Annotated in this window: 17 protein-coding genes and 2 pseudogenes; 6 read left to right on the top strand and 13 right to left on the bottom strand. The window is 52.5% G+C overall.

From position 1 onward, the window contains the following. Positions 1-94: 94 nt before the first annotated feature. Positions 95-241 (top strand): annotated as a pseudogene (locus HDE76_RS20020) (integrase core domain-containing protein); the annotation flags it as partial. 65 nt (positions 242-306) lie between these two features. Here the strand turns inward: HDE76_RS20020 and HDE76_RS20015 are convergent. The 11 genes and pseudogenes from HDE76_RS20015 to HDE76_RS19965 all read right to left on the bottom strand — a co-directional run bounded on the left by HDE76_RS20015 (position 307) and on the right by HDE76_RS19965 (position 14,224). After that, entirely contained in the window at positions 307-1,047 is a 741-nt protein-coding gene (locus HDE76_RS20015; protein WP_184510133.1) for a sulfotransferase family 2 domain-containing protein, read from the bottom strand. Between the two features lie 116 nt (positions 1,048-1,163). Beyond that, positions 1,164-2,057 (bottom strand): annotated as a pseudogene (locus HDE76_RS20010) (IS1595 family transposase). Between the two features lie 228 nt (positions 2,058-2,285). Continuing rightward, complete coding sequence (locus tag HDE76_RS20005; RefSeq protein ID WP_179481126.1) at positions 2,286-4,157, bottom strand: methyltransferase domain-containing protein; 1,872 nt, start codon at positions 4,155-4,157, stop codon at positions 2,286-2,288. Position 4,158: 1 nt separating this feature from the next. Continuing rightward, the gene (locus tag HDE76_RS20000; protein ID WP_179481128.1) at positions 4,159-5,103 is read right to left on the bottom strand and encodes a glycosyltransferase family 2 protein; all 945 of its coding nucleotides are present in this window, start codon (positions 5,101-5,103) and stop codon (positions 4,159-4,161) included. Beyond that, a complete protein-coding gene (locus HDE76_RS19995) occupies positions 5,100-6,161 on the bottom strand; it encodes an NAD-dependent epimerase/dehydratase family protein (RefSeq protein ID WP_179481130.1) in 1,062 nt (353 codons plus the stop codon). Before HDE76_RS19995 ends, HDE76_RS20000 begins: the two co-directional genes overlap by 4 nt. Further along, entirely contained in the window at positions 6,158-7,219 is a 1,062-nt protein-coding gene (locus HDE76_RS19990) for an acyltransferase (protein ID WP_179481132.1), read from the bottom strand. The genes HDE76_RS19995 and HDE76_RS19990 overlap by 4 nt, the downstream gene beginning before the upstream one ends. Positions 7,220-7,740: 521 nt before the next feature. Then, positions 7,741-9,090, bottom strand: coding sequence for an ABC transporter ATP-binding protein (locus HDE76_RS19985; protein ID WP_184510131.1), 1,350 nt, complete (start codon positions 9,088-9,090; stop codon positions 7,741-7,743). Continuing rightward, complete coding sequence (locus HDE76_RS19980; protein ID WP_179481136.1) at positions 9,080-9,913, bottom strand: ABC transporter permease; 834 nt, start codon at positions 9,911-9,913, stop codon at positions 9,080-9,082. The genes HDE76_RS19985 and HDE76_RS19980 overlap by 11 nt, the downstream gene beginning before the upstream one ends. Further along, the gene (locus HDE76_RS19975; RefSeq protein ID WP_179481138.1) at positions 9,910-11,076 is read right to left on the bottom strand and encodes a PLP-dependent aspartate aminotransferase family protein; all 1,167 of its coding nucleotides are present in this window, start codon (positions 11,074-11,076) and stop codon (positions 9,910-9,912) included. Before HDE76_RS19975 ends, HDE76_RS19980 begins: the two co-directional genes overlap by 4 nt. 229 nt (positions 11,077-11,305) lie before the next feature. Then, the gene (locus HDE76_RS19970) at positions 11,306-12,409 is read right to left on the bottom strand and encodes an acyltransferase (protein ID WP_179481140.1); all 1,104 of its coding nucleotides are present in this window, start codon (positions 12,407-12,409) and stop codon (positions 11,306-11,308) included. A 105-nt stretch (positions 12,410-12,514) separates the two neighbouring features. Further along, complete coding sequence (locus HDE76_RS19965; RefSeq protein WP_184510129.1) at positions 12,515-14,224, bottom strand: DUF6311 domain-containing protein; 1,710 nt, start codon at positions 14,222-14,224, stop codon at positions 12,515-12,517. A 148-nt stretch (positions 14,225-14,372) separates the two neighbouring features. Between HDE76_RS19965 and HDE76_RS19960 the strand changes: the two genes are divergently transcribed. The 5 genes from HDE76_RS19960 to HDE76_RS19945 all read left to right on the top strand — a co-directional run bounded on the left by HDE76_RS19960 (position 14,373) and on the right by HDE76_RS19945 (position 20,490). Further along, the gene (locus tag HDE76_RS19960) at positions 14,373-15,848 is read left to right on the top strand and encodes a glycosyltransferase (RefSeq protein ID WP_184510127.1); all 1,476 of its coding nucleotides are present in this window, start codon (positions 14,373-14,375) and stop codon (positions 15,846-15,848) included. Next, positions 15,845-17,158, top strand: coding sequence for a glycosyltransferase (locus HDE76_RS20615; protein ID WP_218862426.1), 1,314 nt, complete (start codon positions 15,845-15,847; stop codon positions 17,156-17,158). The genes HDE76_RS19960 and HDE76_RS20615 overlap by 4 nt, the downstream gene beginning before the upstream one ends. Then, entirely contained in the window at positions 17,062-18,327 is a 1,266-nt protein-coding gene (locus HDE76_RS19955; RefSeq protein ID WP_218862428.1) for an acyltransferase, read from the top strand. Before HDE76_RS20615 ends, HDE76_RS19955 begins: the two co-directional genes overlap by 97 nt. Positions 18,328-18,436: 109 nt before the next feature. Next, positions 18,437-19,234 (top strand): ABC transporter permease, encoded by a 798-nt coding sequence (locus HDE76_RS19950; protein ID WP_179481148.1) that lies wholly within the window; start codon positions 18,437-18,439, stop codon positions 19,232-19,234. Then, a complete protein-coding gene (locus HDE76_RS19945) occupies positions 19,234-20,490 on the top strand; it encodes an ABC transporter ATP-binding protein (protein WP_179481150.1) in 1,257 nt (418 codons plus the stop codon). The genes HDE76_RS19950 and HDE76_RS19945 overlap by 1 nt, the downstream gene beginning before the upstream one ends. On the opposite strand, the gene HDE76_RS19940 is transcribed toward HDE76_RS19945, so the two are convergent. Together HDE76_RS19940 and gmd are read right to left on the bottom strand one after the other, a co-directional pair. Beyond that, a complete protein-coding gene (locus HDE76_RS19940; protein ID WP_184510125.1) occupies positions 20,444-21,364 on the bottom strand; it encodes a GDP-mannose 4,6-dehydratase in 921 nt (306 codons plus the stop codon). The genes HDE76_RS19945 and HDE76_RS19940 overlap by 47 nt on opposite strands. Continuing rightward, on the bottom strand, positions 21,348-22,382 hold the full coding sequence (gmd, locus tag HDE76_RS19935; protein ID WP_179481154.1) for a GDP-mannose 4,6-dehydratase: 1,035 nt from the start codon (positions 22,380-22,382) through the stop codon (positions 21,348-21,350). The genes HDE76_RS19940 and gmd overlap by 17 nt, the downstream gene beginning before the upstream one ends. Between the last annotated feature and the right edge of the window lie 27 nt (positions 22,383-22,409).

The raw sequence follows: 22,409 nt of genomic DNA, 5'->3' as shown, positions 1-22,409 counted from the left end.
CCACCAGCGCCCGCACCAGGCGTTGAAGATGAAAACACCCGCTGAGGCGTATGCCTTAGCGGCCTGACCTGTGCAGGAAGTGCTGGGTCATTACAACGAGTGCCTTAACGAACACTGGTTTCCGAGCCTGTTACATGCACGCACCGAGATCGAAACTTGGCGCCGGGAATACAACGAGGAGCGACCCAAGAAGGCGCTGGGCGGGCTGACACCCGCCGCCTACGCCGAGCAGTTAAAGTAACCCTGGACTCCAAACCGTCCCGCTACTCAAAGCGGGGGACGTCGGTCGACAAAGCCCTCAATACTTTATTTAGCTCTTACGCGCATTTTTTCGTAAAGCTCGAGGTCGAGCTGATTGGCATTTTCTATAACACGTCGTTCTGTACTAGATATCTCGTCGCGCACTCCCTGAAATCCATTTTCGTGAGGAACAATAATGGTCCCTGAATCACAACCAAACCATCCCTCAAAGAATCTTGAAGTACTGCTGACATCACTGGTAAAACCAACGTGACTGAAGTGATTTTCAATATTATTGATTGCTCGTCTAATTCGAAATTTTTCGCTAATTTGTCGAGTGGGAACTCCACGAGTCATCCGCCACCAACGATTTGACAGCTTATCGCTCAAGAGTGGAAGGCGTCCGTAACTCGCAGTAAGCGTTCGCACCATTTCGTTATTTGTTTCGGGTGTAATGCATGCCTCGACAAAATCAGAGAGACTCAAACATTCCTTCTTCAGCAAAGAATAAAACGGCGAACTTGTAAATCGACAGTGGTGCCTATATAGCGAAGCAACACGTTCAACAGGCTCTCGCATTACAGTCGCATATTGCGGCGAAGGATCACTAAATAAGGCATGAATTCCAAAAGAAAAGTGCCCAAAAAGGAGGCGGGAATCTCTATTCAAAATATTCGATTTACTCAGGCGACTTACATCATCACCTGAATAAATGAGATCAACAATTAATTTCCTCTGGTCGATATTGCACACCGCGGCGCGGAGTGATGTTCCGGCTGTTTTTGGAATATGTATAAAGTATTTCACTTCGATGCCACCTAATTCTTATATAGGCGGCCCAATCATCCATAAGAGCCAAATGATTAAAATTTACTGAAGATACTGCCTGATTAGCGCTGATCCTGAGCTGAAAAATTGGTAGCCTAACGTAAAAGCGGCTCAGGGGTAGGCATGCAGAGCACCATGGCGCGCAGCCGTCGCGGAACGAACTCAGGCAGGCGAAAAAGGCGGTTCAATCGGCAGGCCGCTTCCGCCAGATAGCGACATACGTACTTGTGATGTTTGAACGCGTGATATGTCCCTTCGATGGAGCATTTCAAGTTTGACAGCAGCACATTGACCCAGCAGGTGTCGTCGATCTCGGGAGCGGTCCGGCCGCCTTCGCTTTTGAGCACGGTATGGGCATGACCGGTGGTCTCAAAACGGCGAAAAGCACCTAGCCCATCGCTAAAGGCTTCGGCCTCTGGGGCCAGCCGCCGTTGGGCCCAGCCGGTGATCGCCGAGTTGTCGAAGGTGCACACCGGTTCGATGAGGGCTAAGGTCGGATGATCGAGATTGGCATCGGTTTTTATCGCGATCACGAAGGCCTGCTTGTTTTCCGAGCCACGGCCTGACCTGCCGCCGTCGTGCTCAGCGCCCAGGCAGGCATCGTCAATTTGTACGAAACCGTTGAGCTGGCACGGTTCCTCGCGATGCATCATCGCCTCCATCGCCTTGTGTTTCAAGCGCCATGCGGTGCGGTAGCTCATCCCCAGATGCCGTTTCATTTCCAGTGCGGCCATGCTGGTCGAGGCAGCGGATGGATCGGGAGGAACCCGGTCGTCAGCGGCAGCTTGGTAGACTCGAACACGGCGCATCTCAGCAGCGTCGTTTGATGCCAACACGCCCGAAACTGGTAGTACAACTGCCCCTCGCTCGGAATCGAGAAGACAACCGGCCGGCACACGCCGGACAGTGATACCCCTTCGGCCAGCGCGAGTGAACAGCGCCAGATGGAACTTCGCCTCGCTTGCATACTGCGCCATGAACTGTGCCATCGACAGGCCTTGTTAGAACTGCGCCCGATTCATCGCCATGCCCCCTATCCCCATCGAATGTGGGCATACCATCGCTCCGGGACGTCTCAAATCGCGCGACGACTGAATGAGGATCAGCGCTAATCAGGAAACTATAAGTGAACTTAAATTTATCGCATACGATACAAATTTATCAGATGAATATTTAGTTATTTATCGCCATAACAAAAATATTATAGATAATGATCTCTAAGCTTTAGTAGCCTTAATCGGTAAGTGAGCGCTAAATCTTCTAAGTTTTTTTGCAACTCGATAAGAAAATGATCCAAGCAATATTTTTTTGTATTGCTCCAACTCAACTCCACGCATAGCCCAGAGCATTGGATATTTGTTGGGACGACCAAGCAACGCGGCAACAAATCGAATGGGAGAGGTAAAACGCCACCCCCTGCTTTGTAAAAGGTTATGTATGTCTTCGCGCATCGCGTTTTCATAGCGCTCTGCCTCAATATCTGGATGCGGAAGTACTTGATGTGTTCCAAAATGCCTTGCGTTGTAGTCGGCAACCAGTTGTCGTATCCGTGTAGCTGATCCGGGCCCCAACAAGAGTGGCAACGAATCTAGCTTCCGCCAAATTGCGTGATGATTGGACAACCATTCTTCTTGCGAATGGACAGTGTATGAAGACTCCGCTTGATCCCAGCGCCTATAAATCGAGGTGATCTCCTTCGCTGATGCCACACCGCATACTGCCGCGGTGCGAAGCAAAAAATCCCAATCTTCTGTTGTCGTTAAAGTTTCATCGAAAACGATACACAAATCGGCATATGCAGATCGTGGAAAAGCCAGTGACACCGGCGGGCTTGCATTCTCAACCAAATGATTAAGATGATCAAAGGTCAAAGGAAAGCATGCATCCATAGAACCAACTGCACGCACACTCTGTGTACCATACGCCGTTTTTACAGGCCTCCAAAGCTGCGCAACATTACCCGCACGCAACACTGCACCAGGCGTTTTAGTCGCAAGCTTTTTGAACTCTTCGACCCAATGTCCTAGCACTATGTCGTCATCGTCCAGGATCGCGACGTATTCTCCTCTAGCCTCACGAAAGCCAACATTAAGAGGATGAGTGCGGTTACCCGAATCCACTTTGATGAGCCTTATACGCTCGCGCATTTCGAGGTGCGTATTTTCTATTATCCTCTCTACGGCTAAGCGATCTTCGCTGTTAAGCTTGTGTCCAATTATGCAGAGTTCAAAATCCTGATCAGTCTGAGCTGATAGACAAAGAAGTACGTCTCTAAGTGTGTCTATGCGACGACCTTGAGTACGAGTAACAACACTCAAAAAAGGAGATTTATCGCATTCTGGATGCGCGATATCCCCTTCCCCCGAGGAAGGTCCAGGCAACCACATTCTTACCAACTGATTCGTTTGTGCATGATCATCGACAGCATCACGGAGACTAGTAAGTAGGCCGTGCAATGCCGAAGCGCTAGCCACGGCTGGATGATGAGGCGGGAAATGTTGATCGCTTTTGGCAAGAAGAACGTCATACGCTGCAATCTGGTGCCAACCAGCCAGCCGCATTACTTTACGCAGCCCCGTGTCAGTAAATAGATGAACGTGAGTGTGGTCAAGTAGACCTGCGGTTGTGTAGTCCCATTTTCCCAGTGCGAGCTTAAAACCTACATCTCTGTGAGCAACGTTGGGCACCGAGGATACCAGTGGAGCTCCATGCGATTTAGCCAGTTCGCTAAGCATGGACAGTAATTGTGGTCCAGTAGTTATGTGTTCAAGTGTGTCTATAATTGTTATGGACGCTATTTTACTTCCGTATACGGCAGCCTCAATTACCGTCTTAGCTGAAGCTACATCTGATAGATCGATATGGTGGCCGGCGAAACCTCGCTTTGATAGTATTGACAGAGCCTCTCCGTCAATATCGAAGCCGATATATTCTCGGTGCAGATCATCACGCACATGCTCTGCAATGGCAGCAACGTTGCAGCCTATGTCAATATGCACACCTGAAGCACCAGCAGTGTGCTGTTTGAGCAGAGCGATAACGTGTCCATAGACGTTGTCGTGATGGTACGGGTTTTGGTAAAGAGACATATTAGAGACCGAAACGGTGTTTAGTGTAGAAATCGCCTTCGAAGTGAGCCACTTTGCCGGCTGCGTCGATTGCCTCGGGTAAACGACCGTCTTTCTTACGTTGAATATAGCTTTCAGCCGCCTTATTCAGATGACTTTCGGTCGATGTCGCAAATGTTTTCAAAAGCCGCTCAACGATATCAAGACGAGAGTATTTGTACGCCATTAGCAAGGCAGCTTCTGCCGAATAATAGCGCTCAGAGGATGTCGGAGCCCATTGACCTTGCGGCCCAAGCCGTTTGTCATGAAACACAGCAGCCGATGGTTGGTATATCACTTTATAGCCGTTTAAACGTGCGCGCCACGAAAAATCAACGTCGTCGCAATATAGAAAGAAGGACTCACTATCGAAACCGCTCAGCTTATGGAGCACATCCATTCGAATAAGCGCACAAGCCGTCGTTGCCCAACCGGTTTCCCCCGTTGATTTGTCATAGTCTTTCGGGTGTTCAATGGGCAGCTGACGGGCTTCAACAATTCCAGTCAGAGGGTCCTGGAATGGCCGTACAAGCTCTATTAGAGCATCTGGAGCAAGCATCACGTCCGGATTCATAATTAAAACGTGATCGGTTACTGTGCCTGCTTCCGTCATCTCGTCTGCATAGGCGAGCAGCGCATTGTGGCCTTTAGCAGAACCTAAATTACTGTCAAAAAAAAGATAGTCTACGCAAGCAAGGGCGGGACTTTGGGCACGAATTGACTCAATATCATCTTTCGAGAACGTTGGCGTAGGGGAGCTATCACCGTATACCAAAGTAACCGATGCGACAGCACCGGCGCCTATGGCTAAATCTGCAGCCCGATTTAAATGTCTAATAGTCGTTAGAATACGGTCAAGTTCGTTACCATAAAGAACCGAGTGAATCCGTACATGCCCGACTTTATTAATTGGAATCTTCTTTTTCATGCATCTGCCCTTTTGTTGCCATTATCGATCCAATGGCATAACAACCGGATGCCATCCTCAGCACTAGTCTCTGGCTTCCAATTGAGCTGTTCTGCGGCTAGATCAACCTTGCATGCCGCATGCCTTACGTCGCCATTGCGATATTGCGAAGTAACGTGCGGATCAGGTGCCCCATAAATCTGTGCCGCAATCCGAGCGATACTCCAAATATTAGTACTGACACCAGTGCCTATATCTGCCAACACGTCTGTTCGTACGGTGGTTGCCGCTGCCAAGATAGCTCTAGCGACGTCCTCTATGAAAACAAAGTCTCTAAGCATTTTTCCATCTTCGTATACCGGAATGCTGCGTCCCTCTTTAGCAAGTCGAGCAAACAAGGAAACGATTCCTGTATAGGGATTAGAGAGAGACTGGCCAGGTCCATAAACATTCTGAAGCCTGACAATGTTCGCGGATGAGCCGAACGAAAGAGCCCAAGCTTTTAAAATATGCTCTTGAGCAAGTTTCGTAGCACCATAAATGCTCGTTGGCTTTGTTTGCGTGGTATCCGCACAAAAAGGAAGCGCTTGTAAACCAGGAAAGTCCCAGGTTTGTGACTCTAACATCGAATCTGAGCGTTGGCCTGGATAGCTAACGTTGCCATTAGAGTCACACCAAGCCCCCTCACCATAGACCGCACGGCTGCTTGAAAGTACAAAGCGAGTAGGGACGATGCCTCTGGCGGCCAGAGCGTCGAGCATGCGGGTGGTACCCGTCACGTTGACATGAGCATGCCTAGTTGCTTCGGTCAACGACTGACCCGTTCCAGTCTCAGCAGCCAAATGAATGACAACGTCTGGCTGAAATCGAGCCAAAAGCGAGCCCCATAACGCCTGATCAGTTATGTCACCGACAACAAGCTCCACATTATCATCCAAAGCGGATGGTCTCTCAGAGGTTTTATGCACCTGAGGATGAAGATTATCCAGGGCAATAACTTTGTCGAACTGCTGCGCCAGCGCAGAGGAAATAGCACAGCCGATAAAGCCGGCGCCGCCGGTAACGAGGCAGTTTGTCATACGTTGGTTTCCTTAAGCGATAACTTTAGGTCATTTAGACGTGGGCGTGGTTTGAATGAAAGCATCGGTTTCTCAACAAAACGCCAAGAGAACCATGCACACAAGAGTGCAATGGGCAGACTGATTAACGCGTTTTGCAGGGCCGATAGCCCGTTTTGAGTTAATTGGTTAACTACCTGTTGAACTAGAAAACCGTACAGATATAGACCGTAGGAAAAATCGCCAAATCTACCAGCACTAGAAAGCAAGCGTTGCGAGCTAAGTGCCAATGACAGAGTGCAATATGGAAGTAAAATGAATAGCACGGCTTCAGAGCCAATAAGCGAAGATGGCTGAACTAAAGCTACCGTGAAAACAAAGAATAATGCCACCGTTGGGTTAAGCAACGCATCTATGTTTAGCGCTTTTACCACCGCACCAATTAGAAAGTATGGAGCAACATCTAGTGCACTTATCAGATCACTACCGTAAATTACGGGATGAAGCGACGGCTGTGCAATTCTCGTAAATTTAAGACTGAAAGCGCAAAAAATTAAGGTGACTAGGGCGAGCACTGAGCGGGTCTTGAGTGCATTGCCTAAGACCAAAAGCAAGGGAAGAACCATGTACATTGCAAATTCTATCGGAAGGCTCCATAAAGAACCGTTAACCGCTATTGGATAGCTGTTTTGAGCAAAAAGACCAGGCAAATCGTATACAGGCCTAAGAACAATATTTTTAAAGTAGCCAAATGTATGCAAATAAGAGAAATACTGAGAAACCGGAAGGACCGTCATCAAAGGACCAACGACGAATACCGTCAGTAAGCACAGCACTATCAGGCCTGGGAAAATTCGCAGCGCACGCTTACGAAGATAGCGAAAAAAATTTGGGTCGATCGACCAGCTAGTACAAATCAAATAGCCGCTAATCACGAAAAAAATTTTCACGGCCAAAGCCTGCACAGAGTTTCCAAGAACACCTTGGTCTACCGTATGGGTTAATGGATGCGCGTGACCAAAGATAACTACCGCTGCCGCTAGCAGTCTAACTGCGTCGAAGTTGTTTTCGCGGTGCATAAAAATCCTATAATGAAAATTGAGCTCAGACTAAAGTATGGATAAGCCTCTACAAAGCAATTTTCGTAATTAAGCTAATAAATTTTCCATATTAAGTAAATATTTTTAAGCACTGCCAAGAATATGCTTGAGGCGTCTGAAGCTCTTTTAAAGCACCGTACGTTTAACGTTAATATAACTACGAATTTGCTAACCGTTTATTCGTGCTGTAGCCAGCTAAAATCTAGTACGCTGTGCTTGGCTTGCATATAAGAAGAAGATACTAGATGCGTGTAGTTGTATTTCTTTAAATTCAGCATCGTCTCGTTTAGCGCGTCACTGCCAAATCGGCATCTCCTCTGCGTGGAAGAAATTTCGATTAATTATTTCGGCAATTTCAATAAATATTAATTCCATATATTCATGGATTTTTATTAAATTTTGAATTTAAATTTGCTACTATTGCTGACTTAAAAACTTAAAACATCCATTTTATTTAATCCATACCCAGAAATATGCAGCAATTGAATAACATTCATTAGCTATATTTTAGATGGCGCCACAAGCCTCACCGAACGCATCGGAATGCCAATCAAGCCTGTACTTACCTGAGAAGAATGACTGCTTAATATGATTGCGTCGTGTTTCCATTGGTGCACAACATGCGAGTTTTGAGTACCGTCGGATACTGCAACGGATATAGAATAGTCTCCGCCCGGAAGCACTGGCATACGAAATTCAAAACTTGCGCAGCGTTCCTCGCCTGGAGCTAAAGCGATTGGATTATTCAAGTACGATAAATACGTATTATCCCCAAATAGAGACAACCCTTGCTTATTACGAACTAAAAAACCAACTATAAGACTAGAAATTGGCTCGTTTGCCAAAACGTTTATAATCAGATCTACACGTTCACCACCTACACACCATGATAACGGTGAACCATGCTCATTCATTAGTTTTACGCTTTTGATCGCGGCCCCGCCTTTACCAAATCCTTCTGCAAAAATATCAAAAGGCCTTACTTCAATATCGTTACGTATGTTTGAGTGCAATACTAAGTCACGCCTAGCATCAATGAAGTCCTCATTGTGGTGAGCTATAGCATTACTAGCTTGATAAATTGGCGAGTCCAACTCATCTGCCCCCTGAGCACGTCGATACATATCGGCAAGATAGGCTTCCGTTACTTGCTTTGGATCCGCGTCTAAACGCACCGCACCATCCTGAAGCCAGATTGCACGATCACATAGGGACGTAACCGTTGTAGTGTCGTGACTTACGAACAAAAGAGTGCCGCCAGAAGCCTTGAATGTCTGCAAGAATCTCATGCATTTTTGGACGAAGTACGCATCGCCCACAGCTAGCGCCTCATCGATAACCAAGACTTCGGCATCAACGTGAGCGATCACTGCGAAAGCCAATCGCATGAACATTCCGCTGGAATAAGTTTTTACAGGTTGATCGACATAATCGCCGATATCAGCAAAGGCAACGATTTTCTCGTAACGTGAATCAAGTTCCTCGTCACTCAAACCCAATATTTGCCCGCTCATATACACGTTTTCGCGCCCTGTAAACTCTGGATTAAAGCCTGCACCGAGTTCCAGTAGAGCTGCAACGCGGCCATTGACGATGCAATGTCCTCCAGACGCATCTAGCGTTCCGCATAGAATCTGTAGGAGAGTGGATTTTCCTGCCCCATTGCGCCCTATTAATGCAACTGTCTCGCCTCGACGGACTTGAAAAGATATTCCTTTTAGCACGACATGTTCACGGAAGAACTTTCTATGTCCGCGAAATAACATCTGCCAAAGACGGTGCGCTGGACTCTCATAAATTGAGAAAGACTTAGACAACGACCTTACATCTATTGCAAGTTCAGACAACATCGGCAAATCCATTTTTTGTACGCCAGAACCACCAAAAACCAAAAGTTGTAATGCTAATGGCTATAAGCGTATACCAGCACAAACCACTCCAATCCGGCCACTGATTATTTAATGCGATAGCACGAAACTGAGTAACAGGAAAAGTCAGTGGGTTTAAATTAAGCCACGGACGGAACTGGGAGGGAACCATATCAACTGGGAACAAAATCGGTCCGAGGTACATCAACAATAGAGTTAGAATGCCAGTAAGTTGCGCCAAATCACGGAGAAAAACTCCTAGAGATGCCAAAAAGAGCACCCAACCGTACGTCAGTAAAATCAAAGGGAAAATAACTAACGGCATAGCAATCCAAGTCACAGGTAAACCTCCCCCATACCAGAGCTCGCCGATCATTAGAATCGCCATGGAGAGCACAAGATTGATAGTAGCGCTCCCCAACACAACAGCCGGCAGGAGCTCAAGAGGGAATACTACTTTCTTCACATAATTCGCGTTTTGAAGAATTAACGTTGGACCTCGATTGACGCACTCCGCCATGAATGTAAAAAGAATAAGACCTGAAAAAAGCACTAGAGTAAAGTTGCGCCCACCTATTCCCCAACGCGCCTTTAAAACTAGTCCGAAAACGAAGGAAAAAACTACCAGCAAAGAAAGCGGGTTGAGTAAAGTCCAGACAATACCGAGTACTGAACCCTTATACCGGTTGTGAATATCGCGTCCGACCAATCTTCCGTACAAAGAGCGATTGCGGAGAATTGAAATAAACGCTCCAGACACATACCACACAATTCCAGCACCACTAGGAGCGGAATCTTTTTTCATCGCAACGCCTCTTCAAGCTCATCAATGAGATCCACAACATCCTCCACGCCAATGGACAGCCGCACTAAGCCATCACTGATGCCTAGCCTTTTGCGGTTAGCGGAAGGCACCGAAGCATGCGTCATAATTGCCGGATGCTCAATCAGGCTTTCGACACCACCGAGCGATTCGGCCAGCGCGAATAGCTCGCAGCGCTCGAGCATACGCTTTGCCTTTTTCAGCCCACCCTTTATTTCGGCAGAAATGATGCCGCCGAAACCGTCCATCTGACGTTTGGCGAGCGCATGCTGCGGGTGACTCTTCAAACCCGGATAGATCACACGGTCAATCGCAGGATGTTTTTCCAGCCAGCCAGCGAGCTCCAAAGCACCTGCGCAATGCGCCTTCATACGCAGGTGCAGGGTCTTCAAACCGCGCATGGCCAGGAATGAATCAAATGGCCCTGCTACTGCACCTACCGAGTTCTGCAGAAAACCCATCTGCTCGGCCAGCTCTTTATCACCAGCCACCACGATGCCACCGACCATGTCAGAATGACCGTTGAGGTATTTGGTGGCCGAGTGCAGCACGAGATCGGCGCCGAACTCGAGCGGTCGCTGCAACATCGGCGAACAAAAGGTGTTGTCCACTACCAGAATCAAGCCGTGCTTTTTGGCAAACGCTGCGACCCGGACCAGATCCACCAGCTTCAGCATGGGATTGGTCGGCGTTTCCGCCCAGATCATCCGGGTATTCGGCTTAAGCGCCGCCTTCAATGCTGCGGTGTCGTTCAGATCGATGAAGCTGAAGTCCAGCCCGGCGGAGCGGCGCCGCACCTTTTCAAATAGGCGATAGGTGCCACCGTAAAGGTCGTCCATCGCGATGACATGGCTGCCGGAATCGAGTAGATCCAGCACGGTGGCGGCGGCAGCCAGCCCCGAAGCAAAGGCGAAGCCGGCCACACCGCCTTCCAGATCGGCCACGCAGCGCTCGTAGGCCATGCGGGTGGGATTTTGAGTACGAGAATACTCAAAGCCCTTGTGCTTGCCCGGGCTCTCCTGAACATACGTCGAAGTCGCGTAAATCGGCGTCATGATGGCGCCTGTGCTTGGATCGGGTTGCTGGCCGGCGTGGATGGCACGGGTGCCCAGACCGAGCTTATCGGCGGTTTTTCTTGGTGTCATAAGTTATCAGCCGTCTTGTGCCACCGCGGCAAACCTCCGCAGGCGACTACCATAAAAGGTTGCATATATTACCTGCTTTCAGGGCCGAGCCCGGGCAAGCAGGACACTGCCATACCGTCCAGGTTCACTGTGGAACCGGAAATTCTCGAGCAGCTGCAAGACCGTAAGCAGCCATGGGGCGCCGCTGCTATGCAAACCAACTGAATCGCGAACTTCGCCCGGCGTCGTATCAGGATTGGCGCGCTTCAGGGGGGAGCGCTGCGTTCCCAGCCGCCTTCATCGTTCGACGCCTGTATACGGACAGACAGGGACGCTCGACCCAGTGCCAGGATGCCGCGGCCAGTGCAACCGTTACCGGAACGGAAATGAAGAACGCCAGATAATTGTTCAATGAAGGACTGATGCTCGCAACGATCTGCTGAACCACGAACCCGTAAAGATAAATACCATACGAATAATCGTGCTTCGGCTTGAGTCTTTTCAGACAATTCGCGGATGCCAGCCACAACAGGCCGTAAGCAAAAGCCGGATAAAGCAGAATCGTGCTGATCATGGAAAACCGGAGAACCACATAGGCGACCGCCAGCAGAGCAGCAGGTATCCAACTCAATCGTACATTTTCCCTGTACGTGTACAACAGCATACCGAGCAGAAAAAACGGCACGGGATAAAAAGAATACGCCAATGGGAGCAGAAAAAAATTGCCCGTCGGCAGAAAGGCTGGCGGATGGTTGGCGAACATCGTGAAAATCGCCGCAGCCACGCCGACCCATAACAGGGTCCCTCGCTTTGAACCGATCACACCCGCCAGTCCCGCCAGCAAAACGATGACATAGCAGTCCAATTCAACGGGTAACGTCCAAACAGTTGCATTGGCAAAACCCTTGAGAACGTTGGATTCGAACAGTCCTGGCAACACTCCTCCCACATGCCCGATCAGGGAAGTGTTGTGCAGCAGCCAAGACAATGTTTGCGGGTTGGCGAAATAGGCGGAGACTGTCATGCTCGAGAAGAGGGGGCCGATGAACAAACCGATAAACAATGCGCAAACAATGGCTCCGGGCCAGATTCGCAAAGCGCGCAGCAAAACAAAACGCATCGGTGACGGCTGTTTAAAGAAGCTGGCGGAAACGAGCATGCCGCTAATCAGGAAGAACCCATAAACCGCCAGGCTTCCAAATGATTCCCGATGCGTGAATATCAACATCGATTCCATCTTGCTGCCGGCTTGCAGCCCGTACGAATGTCCTAGCATCACCGCCAGCGCGGCGACAAGGCGGATAAGGTCGAAATTGTTATTCCCACGCTCAAGCGTTTCGGAAAGCGTTTTCATGTCACTTTTCCCCGAATTCGGATCAGCAAAGACGAAAAACGCGCCGCTGCCCACGACAGTGTTTCAGGGATGAGGCAAGATAAGTCACAGCGGTTGACGGCATTGCTAGACACCGCACGCGGCTCGAGACTCTAAGGAGAGGTCAGGCAGACTATCCGGCACCACAATGTGCAGACCGTCGATCGTTCCATACCATAATGTCGATCCGGGAACACAAATCAACTGTTTCCACAGCGGCTCGTCTTCGACTATGTAAAACGTTTCCGGCTCGGCCAACCCGCGCTTCAGCAAAGCAATGCGCGCGGCCCGGGCTTTGGCTATCTGCTCCTGGTCTTGACGCGCAAGATAGGCGATGTTTATCGTCATGCCATTGATCGCCGCAAAGTCAGCCACACTGTGATAACTGGGCACGAACGTCACCCACTCGACAGGAATGGTGGCAGGTTGCAGGTAACCGACATGTTTGTAACGCACGGCAAGGTCAACCCAGAGCGGGGATGTCATCACCGAATGCCACGTGTGATTAGCCGCGAGCTTGTTGCGCATATCCATCACTGGTTTCGACAGATCGGCGAATTGGACTATCAAGCAAAACGCCAACAAATAGCGCACGTAACGCAAGGGCATACTTCGCAGCAAAATATATAGGACCGCAAATAGCAGGAGATACCACGTCGGCCACATCATGCGCGCGGAAGCACGGAATACGTCGTAGAAATGATCAAGCCAAGGTACCAGCGGATAAGAAAAAAGAAGCCGCTGAGAAAAATAAATCTTGTTGCCCAACGCATAAACAAATAGAGCGCCGCAAGCGACAGAAGCCGCTATCCAACTCGATGGTGGCTGTACTTCGCTGCCTTGCCGATGAATTTTGCCGGCGGCGTGCGCCACGCAGCTGGCGATAGCGACAAGCAATATGAGAATAAACCCAAGTCCGAAGTAGCCAAATCCATCATAGGCAAGCAAATCCATATCCGATGCGGGGAGGAACCTCGACCATTCACCCCACACCCGAATACCTGTCCACAGCGGAAAAAACAAGTCCAGATGCGAGCGGATGCCTGCGGTTATCGTGGAACTGTGAACCAGGTAACCGGCCGCCCACATCAGCGCTAACACCGCGAAAGCGGTGATAAGACAGTGCACGCATACCTTGGTGAGCGTGTATTCACCGCGCCATAGGCGCTGAATCAGATCGGCGAACCACAGCACCAAAAGCATCGCAAAGAGATAGGCGTGCACCAAAACGGTTACACATAGAAGAATGGACCAGGGAAGTGCGCGGAACCGAGTGTCAAAAAATAGATAGAAGGCAGCAAGCAACACCCACTGCGCGGAGAGTGCTGGATGCAAATAGACGCGCATCAGAAAGATGGTGGCGCTAAGAAAAAAAGCCGTACCCAAGAGTTTCACTACGGGGTCATTGGTGAGCCTACCCAACAACTTTCGGGCAAACCATCCCTGCAGGAAGAAACATGAAAGCGCCCACAAGCCGAAGTACTGAAAATCCTTGGGTAGCAGCGGCGATAAAAGCTTGAATGGAATGGCGACCAGCGGAATGCTGTCGGACAAGACAATTGTTCCAGGCGCATCACTGCCATTGGCTGTATTGTTGCCAATCGGCCACTGCCACCAGGTCGAATGGCGAAAGAATTGCCATCCTTGGTAATGAGTCGGCGTATCGAGGCCCGACATGACCCAACCTACGTGGCCTGGCGCGATCGTATAGGCGCCACCCCAAATCCAGAAGGCCATCAGCCCCATCAGCAGCGTCAGCCAGAGCGTCCAGTCATATCCCGTTTTCGGAAAATTCATCGCTCGCCCATCACGCCATTGCCCCTTGTTATAAAACACATGCGCCAGAAATGCCGCGGCATGCTATGGCAATCTGTAATCGGTCCTGGCTCAAGCCACTATACTGGCAGACGGCCCGCGCCGATGGCCACGAGAGAGACCTTTATCGATGCGGATTCTCACTTACTGCGATGTCGAGGTCGGCGATATTGGCCGGCGCCTTGGCACGCCGGAGTACAGCTATTACTTCGTGCTCGAGTCGTTTCATGAGGCTTTGACAAAATTTGCCGAGGTGCGGCGCATTCACTCGTCTGGGGAAGCTAACGCTGCGTGGGTTGAATCCAGAGCTCGTCGCGAAGACTGCATGCTCTTGTCGTTCGCTCCGCCAAACAAGACCCTGCAGGGTGTGCAGTGCCCGACGATTCCCGTATTCGCCTGGGAATATCCCAACCTGCCCGTTACCACCGATGAGGAGAGCTGGCGGGACGATCCTCGGCACGACTGGCCAATGGTATTACTGAATTGCCGCGCAGCAATCACACTCTCCACGCACACGAAGCGGGCGGTAAGGGACAGCCTGGGGGATGCGTACCCGATCGAAGCGGTGCCCACGCCCCTGTGGGAGAAATTCGGGCTCATGCGTCGCCGTGGCGTGCTGGCACCCGATCGTGAGGCTGTCGACGTGTGTCTCAACACGCAGCTGGTCGACAGTAGACTGCTCGGGCTATCCGCCGAAGGATTGATGACCGATCATCCTGATGACGGCACACCCGTGAACCCATTGGTGGATGCGATCCTGCCTGCGGTGCCGGCGGCTGCGCAAGACGGCTGGCTCGCGGCACTGAGTGGCCGACCGAAGAACTCTGAAGTGGTGGACGCAAGCTCACGGATAGGCAACTTTCCAGTTGGCGCCGGCTGGGATATTCCGCCACTGTACGATGTCAGTACCCGCCTCTCGGGGGTGGTGTATACGGCCGTGCTCACACCGTCGGATGGCCGCAAGAACTGGGAAGACATCATTACCGCCTTCGGCTGGGCCTTCCGCGATGTCGAGGACGCGACTTTGGTACTCAAGCTGGGCGGACCGGATCGAGTGAAGCATCATCATCAGATGCTGATGCTGATGTCCAAACTGTCGCCCATGAAATGCCGGATCGTTGCGCTGCATGGCTACCTCGACGAGGCTGACTACCACCAGCTGATCGGTGCCAGCACCTACTACGTCAACGCGTCGCTGTGCGAGGGATTGTGCATGCCGCTGCTGGAGTTTCTCTGCTGCGGCGTGCCGGCCATCGCACCGGACCACACCTCGATGGCTGACTACATCAGCCCCGACTTTACCTTCGTGGTCGACAGTACCCCGAACCTTCCCACGGTATGGCCCCACGGCGATCATCAGGTCTATAAAACCTCCCGCCATCAGATCAACTGGCACTCGCTGATGCTTGCTTATCGGCAAAGTTACCTCGTCGCCAAGAGTGACGTAGCGGCGTATACCACCATGTCTGAAAGCGCCATGGCCGCCATGCAGGCTTACTGCGCCACCGATGCAATCTCCAAGCAACTTCATCAGTTCCTTGCGGCGCGCCTGCATGACTTCAGCATCGAAGAGGACAGGATGGATTGGACGGCATTGGCGTCATGATCATCCTTGTGCACACGGCATTTCACGGCGGCAATGTCGCCTCCAACCTTGGGCAACCGGAGTACAGCTACTATTTCGTGCTGCGCGAATTTCGCCCGATGCTCGAACAGCTCGGCATCGTGATCGATATCCACAACCCCGAGCGTGATGTGGACGTCATCTACCGAAACTGCCTGAAGCGTGGCGTTCCGTGCGTGTTCCTGTCGTTCCTACCCCCGAACAAGACACCACTGGGCCTGGCTTGCCCGACCATTCCTGTCTTTGCCTGGGAATACCCCAACATCCCGGATGAAGATTTCAGCGGCAAGACGCGCAACGACTGGCGGCGTGTGCTCAAACAGGTTGGCGCCGCCATCACCCATTCGACGTTTACCGTTGAAGCGGTGAAACGCGCGGTGGATGGAGCGTTTCCCATCATCGCAGCACCTGCGCCATTGTGGGACCGACTTGCTGCGGGAAACCGCCCTGCCTCGCCCCCAGGCGCACGCTCCTCGCGCCTGCGCGTCGACGGCATGGTCATCGACAGCCGGCTCATCGATCTCAGCAATTATTCAAAGGCCAATGAACTGGCCTGCGCTCCAGAGCCTCTTCCGTTACCCCGCGAACGATGCGAAGGCGCCTCGGAGCTCGAACTCGATGGCATTGTCTATACTTCGGTATTCAACCCCGGAGACGGCCGAAAAAACTGGGTCGATATGATCAGCGCCTTCTGCGTCGCCTTCGCCCGCACCGCGGACGCGACCCTTCTTTTGAAGCTGAGTCACCACGACATCCGCGAAGTCGTGCCGAAAATGCTCGAATGCATGCACAAGGGCGACAACTTCGCCTGCAGAGTCGTGATTGTTCATGGCTATCTTCGCCAGGAAGACTATGAGTGCATGGTCGATGCCACTACGTATGCGGTAAACACCTCGCACGGCGAAGGTCAATGCCTGCCGTTGATGGAATACATGTCCAGCGGCAAGCCGGCCATCTCCCCCCGGCATACGGCCATGCTCGACTACATCGACGAATCCTGCGCCTTTGTGGTCGACAGTTTCCTGGAACCGGGAACGTGGCCGCACGATATGCGCCAGGCATTTCGAACCTTGCGCGAGCATGTTCGAGTCGATTCCCTGATCCATGCCTATCGCTCGAGCTACTACGTTGCCAAACAGGAACCGGATACCTATCGGGCGATGGCCGCGGCCGCCAGGGAATCGCTGCGGGCCTATTGTTCGCATGCCGTGGTGGGTCCCCGTCTCGCTGGATTTCTGCAGGCAGTCATTGCCAGCGATCTACAGCAGGCAGGGAGTCTGTCGCCACTGTGACCACTACGGTGACGCCTACCATCGAGAGTCATCAACGTCGCATCGACGATATCGAATGGCTCCGCGCTGTCGCGGTACTGGGCGTGGTCGTGCACCATGCGCAGGGCAACCTGTTCAACTGGAACCCAGCGTGGCTCGGCAATCTGCTCGGCCATCTCGACATGTGGTCTGGCGTCGACATTTTTTTTGCCATCTCGGGCTTCGTCATCGCACGAAGTCTGCTGCCTAAGCTGCAGGTGTGCCAGAGCGAGCTTGGAGCGGCGAGTCGACAAGTCGGCGCATTCTGGATAGCCCGTGCGTTTCGGTTGTTGCCCTCGGCGTGGCTTTGGCTGGCTCTGATCCTGATCGGCGCATGGCAGTTCAACCGGCTTGGCGCCTTTGGCAGCGTGCACACCAACGCCATGGCTGCACTGGCAGGCATCTTTCAGGTGGCCAACTTTCGTTTCGCCGATGCCTTCGCCAACTATCCTTACGGCGCCAGCTTCGCTTACTGGAGCCTGTCTCTCGAGGAACAGTTTTACCTGGCGCTGCCGCTGGTCGCACTGCTGCTGCGACGCCATGTAGCCTGGTTGTTGGTGCTTCTTATTATTGTGCAGGCGATCCTTCCACGCACCTTGTTGACGATGTCCCTTCGCACCGATGCCCTGGCTTGGGGAGTACTGCTGGCGCTGACCAGTCGACTTCCGATATTTGACCGCCTGGAACCACGCTGGCTGCATGGCCGACGCTGGCTGCAGCGTGCGATCACTCTTTTGCTTGTCGTGGCGATTGCCGCGGTTTCCGCGCGCGAATCGTTGACGATAGGGCACCGCGTCTCACTGATCGCGGTGCTGGCCGCCATCCTTGTCTGGCTGGCCGCCTACAACCACGATTTTCTCAGTGGGCTCGATGGCCCGATCAAACGCATCATGATCTGGACCGGCCAACGCTCTTATGCGATTTATCTTATTCATGTGCCCGCATTCTTTTTCATCCGCGAATGCTGGTTTCGCCTCATCGGAACGCCACCGCAAGGTGGTCTGATACCGACGGCGGTCTTCGCTATTGCGGCGGGCGCGCTCATCGCATTGCTGGCAGAGTTCAACTTCCGGATGGTTGAACGGCCGCTACGGCGAGTTGGAAGACGTGTGGCCAATCGCATCGCAAAACCTTCTGCGGACATGGCGTGACCCCATCCAACCTGTACGATGCGTAGTCCGCACCATCATGCACTGGACGGATTGCATCAACGGATCGCCCGGTAAAAAATGAAATGAACCTGTTACACGAGGTGTTCGAATGTCCCTGAAGCTGGGTCGTGCCCTTTGGCGTTATCGCGGATTTGTCTTGGGCAGCGTCAAGCGCGAATTCCAGGCGCGCTACCGCAACTCTCTGATGGGCGCAGCGTGGACGGTGTTGCAGCCGCTGGCGATGATCACCGTCTATACGGTGGTCTTTTCCCAGCTGATGCAGGCGCGACTACCGGGCGTCAATGACCCTTTCGCCTACAGCATCTATTTGTGCGCTGGGCTCCTGACCTGGGGTTTGTTTGCGGAAATCGTGCAACGGTGCCAGACCGTTTTTCTGGACAACGGCAACATGATCAAGAAGCTCAGCTTTCCGCGTATTTGCCTGCCAACCATCGTTGTCAGCAGTGCGCTGGTCAATTTTGCGATTACCTTTGCGGTGTTTCTCGCATTTCTGCTGATTACCGGCCATTTCCCCAGTTGGGTTGTGCTGAGCATGATCCCGTTATTGTTATTCCACACCATGTTCGCCGCCGGCCTGGGTATAGCGGTCGGGGTTCTCAACGTGTTTTTTCGGGATGTCGGACAGTTCGTCAACATCTTGTTGCAGTTCTGGTTCTGGTTTACGCCGATCGTTTACTCCACCGCCACGCTGCCGGCCGTGGTCAGGCCATGGATTCGGTTGAATCCGCTGACACCGTTTGCACAGGCGTATCAGGGTATTTTCGTCAATGGTACGTGGCCACAGTGGTCGACGTTGTGGCCGAGCATTGTTTTGGCAACCGTGCTGTGCGTACTTGCGCTGAGCCTGTTCCGCAACCGTTCGGCTGAAATGGTGGATGAACTGTAATGGGCGATATTGTCGTCAGCGGCCTGGGCAAGGCCTACAAGAGTTATCCCAGTCAATGGTCGAGGTTGGCCGAGTGGATCAATCCCTCGGGCAAACCGAAGCACAGGCTGCACTGGGTGCTGCGGGACATCAATTTCCACCTGCGTGCCGGCGAAGCCGTGGGTATTGTCGGAGCCAATGGTGCCGGTAAAAGCACCCTGCTGAAGTTATTGACGGGCACCACACGGCCGACGACCGGTAAAATTTCGGTCAACGGCAGCGTCGCGGCGCTGCTTGAACTGGGCATGGGCTTTCATCCGGACTTTACCGGCCGGCAGAACGCCATGATGGGCGGTCAGTTGCTCGGCCTTTCCGTCGAGGAAATCCTTCGATTGATGCCGTCCATCGAGGCTTTTGCGGAGATCGGCGAGTACATCGATCAGCCCGTGCGTACCTACTCCAGTGGCATGCAGATGCGCCTGGCTTTCAGCGTCGCTACCGCGCGCAGGCCAGATGTACTTATCGTTGACGAGGCGCTGTCGGTCGGCGACTCGTATTTCCAACACAAAAGCTTTGAACGCATTCGTGAGTTTCGCCGCGCCGGCACCACACTGATGATCGTCTCGCACGATCGCTATGCCATCCAGACGATCTGCGATCGAGCAATACTCCTGCAGGCAGGGCAGCTGATCAAGGAAGGTCTGCCGGTCGACGTACTGGACTTTTACAACGCCATGATGGCCGAACGCGATCAGTTGCTCGTACGTCAGGAGAAACTGGCGGATGGCCGCATGAAAACCATTTCCGGCAGTGGCGAGGCGACCGTTGCCGAAGTCAGGCTGTTGAATGAAAACGACGAAACCGCCGACAGCGTCGAAGTGGGCGATGCCCTGGAACTTCAGGTAAGGGTTGCGATCAAAGCACCCATACCGCGACTGGTGCTTGGCTTCATGATCACCGATCGTCTGGGCCAGTGCATGTACGGTATCAACACGCATCGCCTTGACCAACCGTTGACCGACCTTTTGCCGGGCGAGGAAGTACTCTATCGCTATCGCTTTCCGGCAAACCTTGGAAAGGGCAGTTACTCGATATCACTTTCGCTATCACGCGAAGACTCGCACCTGGACACGAACTACGAGTGGCGCGACAACGCCTGGATGTTCCACGTCGTCAATACGCGTCAGGAAAATTTCGTCGGCACCAGCTGGCTCGATGCAAAAGTAGATATCAGCCGTGCGGCGGAGCCTGATACATCCAGAGCAACGTTTCCCTGAGCGAATAAGGGGGGAGCGTTCCGATGCGGCCTTGTAGGCGCACACTGCTACCTTGCAGGCGCCGTACCTCGTTTGTGCGAACAAACGCTGGGTTGACGCTGACATCGATCGAATAGCCGGCAATTTCTTCCATCATTGCGATCACCTCGCGCAACGAATAAGTGCTTCCGGTGCAAATATTGAAAGTGTCGACTTCATTGTGGGTTTCAAGCAGACGTCGATAAGCCCACGCCACGGCACGTACGTCTGTGAACTCACGCCAGACATCCAGGTTGCCGAGCTCGATATGGCGTTCGCCGCGCCGGAAATGATCCACGATTTTCGGAATAAGAAACTGCGGGCTCTGCCCTACTCCGGTGTAATTGAACGGTCGGCTGAACAGTATCGGCAAACGCTCGGCCCAGGTCCTGGCCATATATTCCATGGCCAGCTTGCTGACGGCGTAGTCATTGAGCGGAGCCAACGGAGTGAGCTCGTCCAGCGGACCTTCACATCCTTGGGCATTGCCGTAGACATTCGCACTGCTGGCCAGCAACACGCACGACGGATGTTCCTGCAAACTGACCAGCGCAGACAGCAGATTGCGTGTCCCCATAATATTGGTGCGATAGATCGCCTCCGTATCGCCGTGGGCGACAAAAGCGATAGCCGCCAGATGGATGACGGCCTGCGGACGGATCTTTTGCACGATCTGCGCCAAGGCGTTTGCGTCAAGTAAGTCGACCAGATCGTCCGTATCCGCTCCCACTTTGGAGGACAGACCAAAGACCTCATACCCTGCCTGCCTGAGCTCGGCACCAACATAGCGCCCGGTGAACCCTTCGAGGCCCGTCACCAGTACTCGTGCGGAAGGTCGCTCAGAAGGAAAGACCATGCGCGTTCCTGCGTAAGTCGGCGTCCACCATCATCCGGCAAAGCAATTCCAGCGAGGTCTGTGACGCCCAACCCAACTCATCCTTGACCTTGCGTGCATCGCCGATCAACAGATCCACCTCGGCGGGCCGGTAGAAACGGGGATTGATCTGCACCAGCGTTCTGCCTGTTTTCGTATCGACTCCTATTTCCGCGAGGTTCTGACCTTGCCAGGCGATTTCGATATCGGCCGCCGCAAACGCCATGCTGGCGAAATCGCGGACCGTTTCCGTGCGCTGGGTGGCCAGCACAAACGTGTCAGGCACCGCCGCCTGCAGCATCCGCCACATGCCGTCGACATACTCTTTGGCGTAACCCCAGTCGCGCCGGGCATCCAGATTGCCCAACTCAAGGACACCAAGCTTGCCGAGCCGGATCTTGGCCACCGAATCGGTGATCTTCCGAGTCACGAACTCACGCCCACGCAGCGGCGATTCATGATTGAAAAGAATCCCACTGGCGCCGAAAAGCCCGTACGACTCGCGATAATTGACCGTGATCCAGTGCGCGTAAAGCTTGGCGACACCATAGGGGCTTCTGGGGTGGAAGGGCGTCTCCTCATTTTGAGGTATGGCGTGGACCTTGCCGAACATCTCGGATGTCGAGGCCTGATAGAAACGTATGGTTGAATCAACCACGCGTATCGCCTCAAGAAGGTTCAGAGCTCCCACACCGGTGATCTGCGCCGTGGTGACCGGCTGATCGAACGACACGCCGACAAAGCTCTGTGCCGCGAGGTTATACACCTCTCGAATCGCGTATTTGTCCAAGAGTCGAATGGCAGAGCCCATGTCATTGAGATCGAATTCCACCAGCTGCAGCTGCGGATGATCGGAAATCCCCAATTCTTCAACGCGCCAGAAATTAGTGGAACTGGTGCGACGGTACGCGCCCACCACACGATAGCCTTTATGCAGAAGAAACTCCGCCAGATAGGCGCCGTCTTGTCCGGTGATACCCGTGATTAAAGCCGACTTCATCTAGCACTCCTGCACCTTTTCGATCCC

This window comes from Rhodanobacter sp. ANJX3 (assembly GCF_014200755.1).
GTDB lineage: Bacteria > Pseudomonadota > Gammaproteobacteria > Xanthomonadales > Rhodanobacteraceae > Rhodanobacter.
This window is presented reverse-complemented; position numbering and strand designations above follow the sequence as displayed.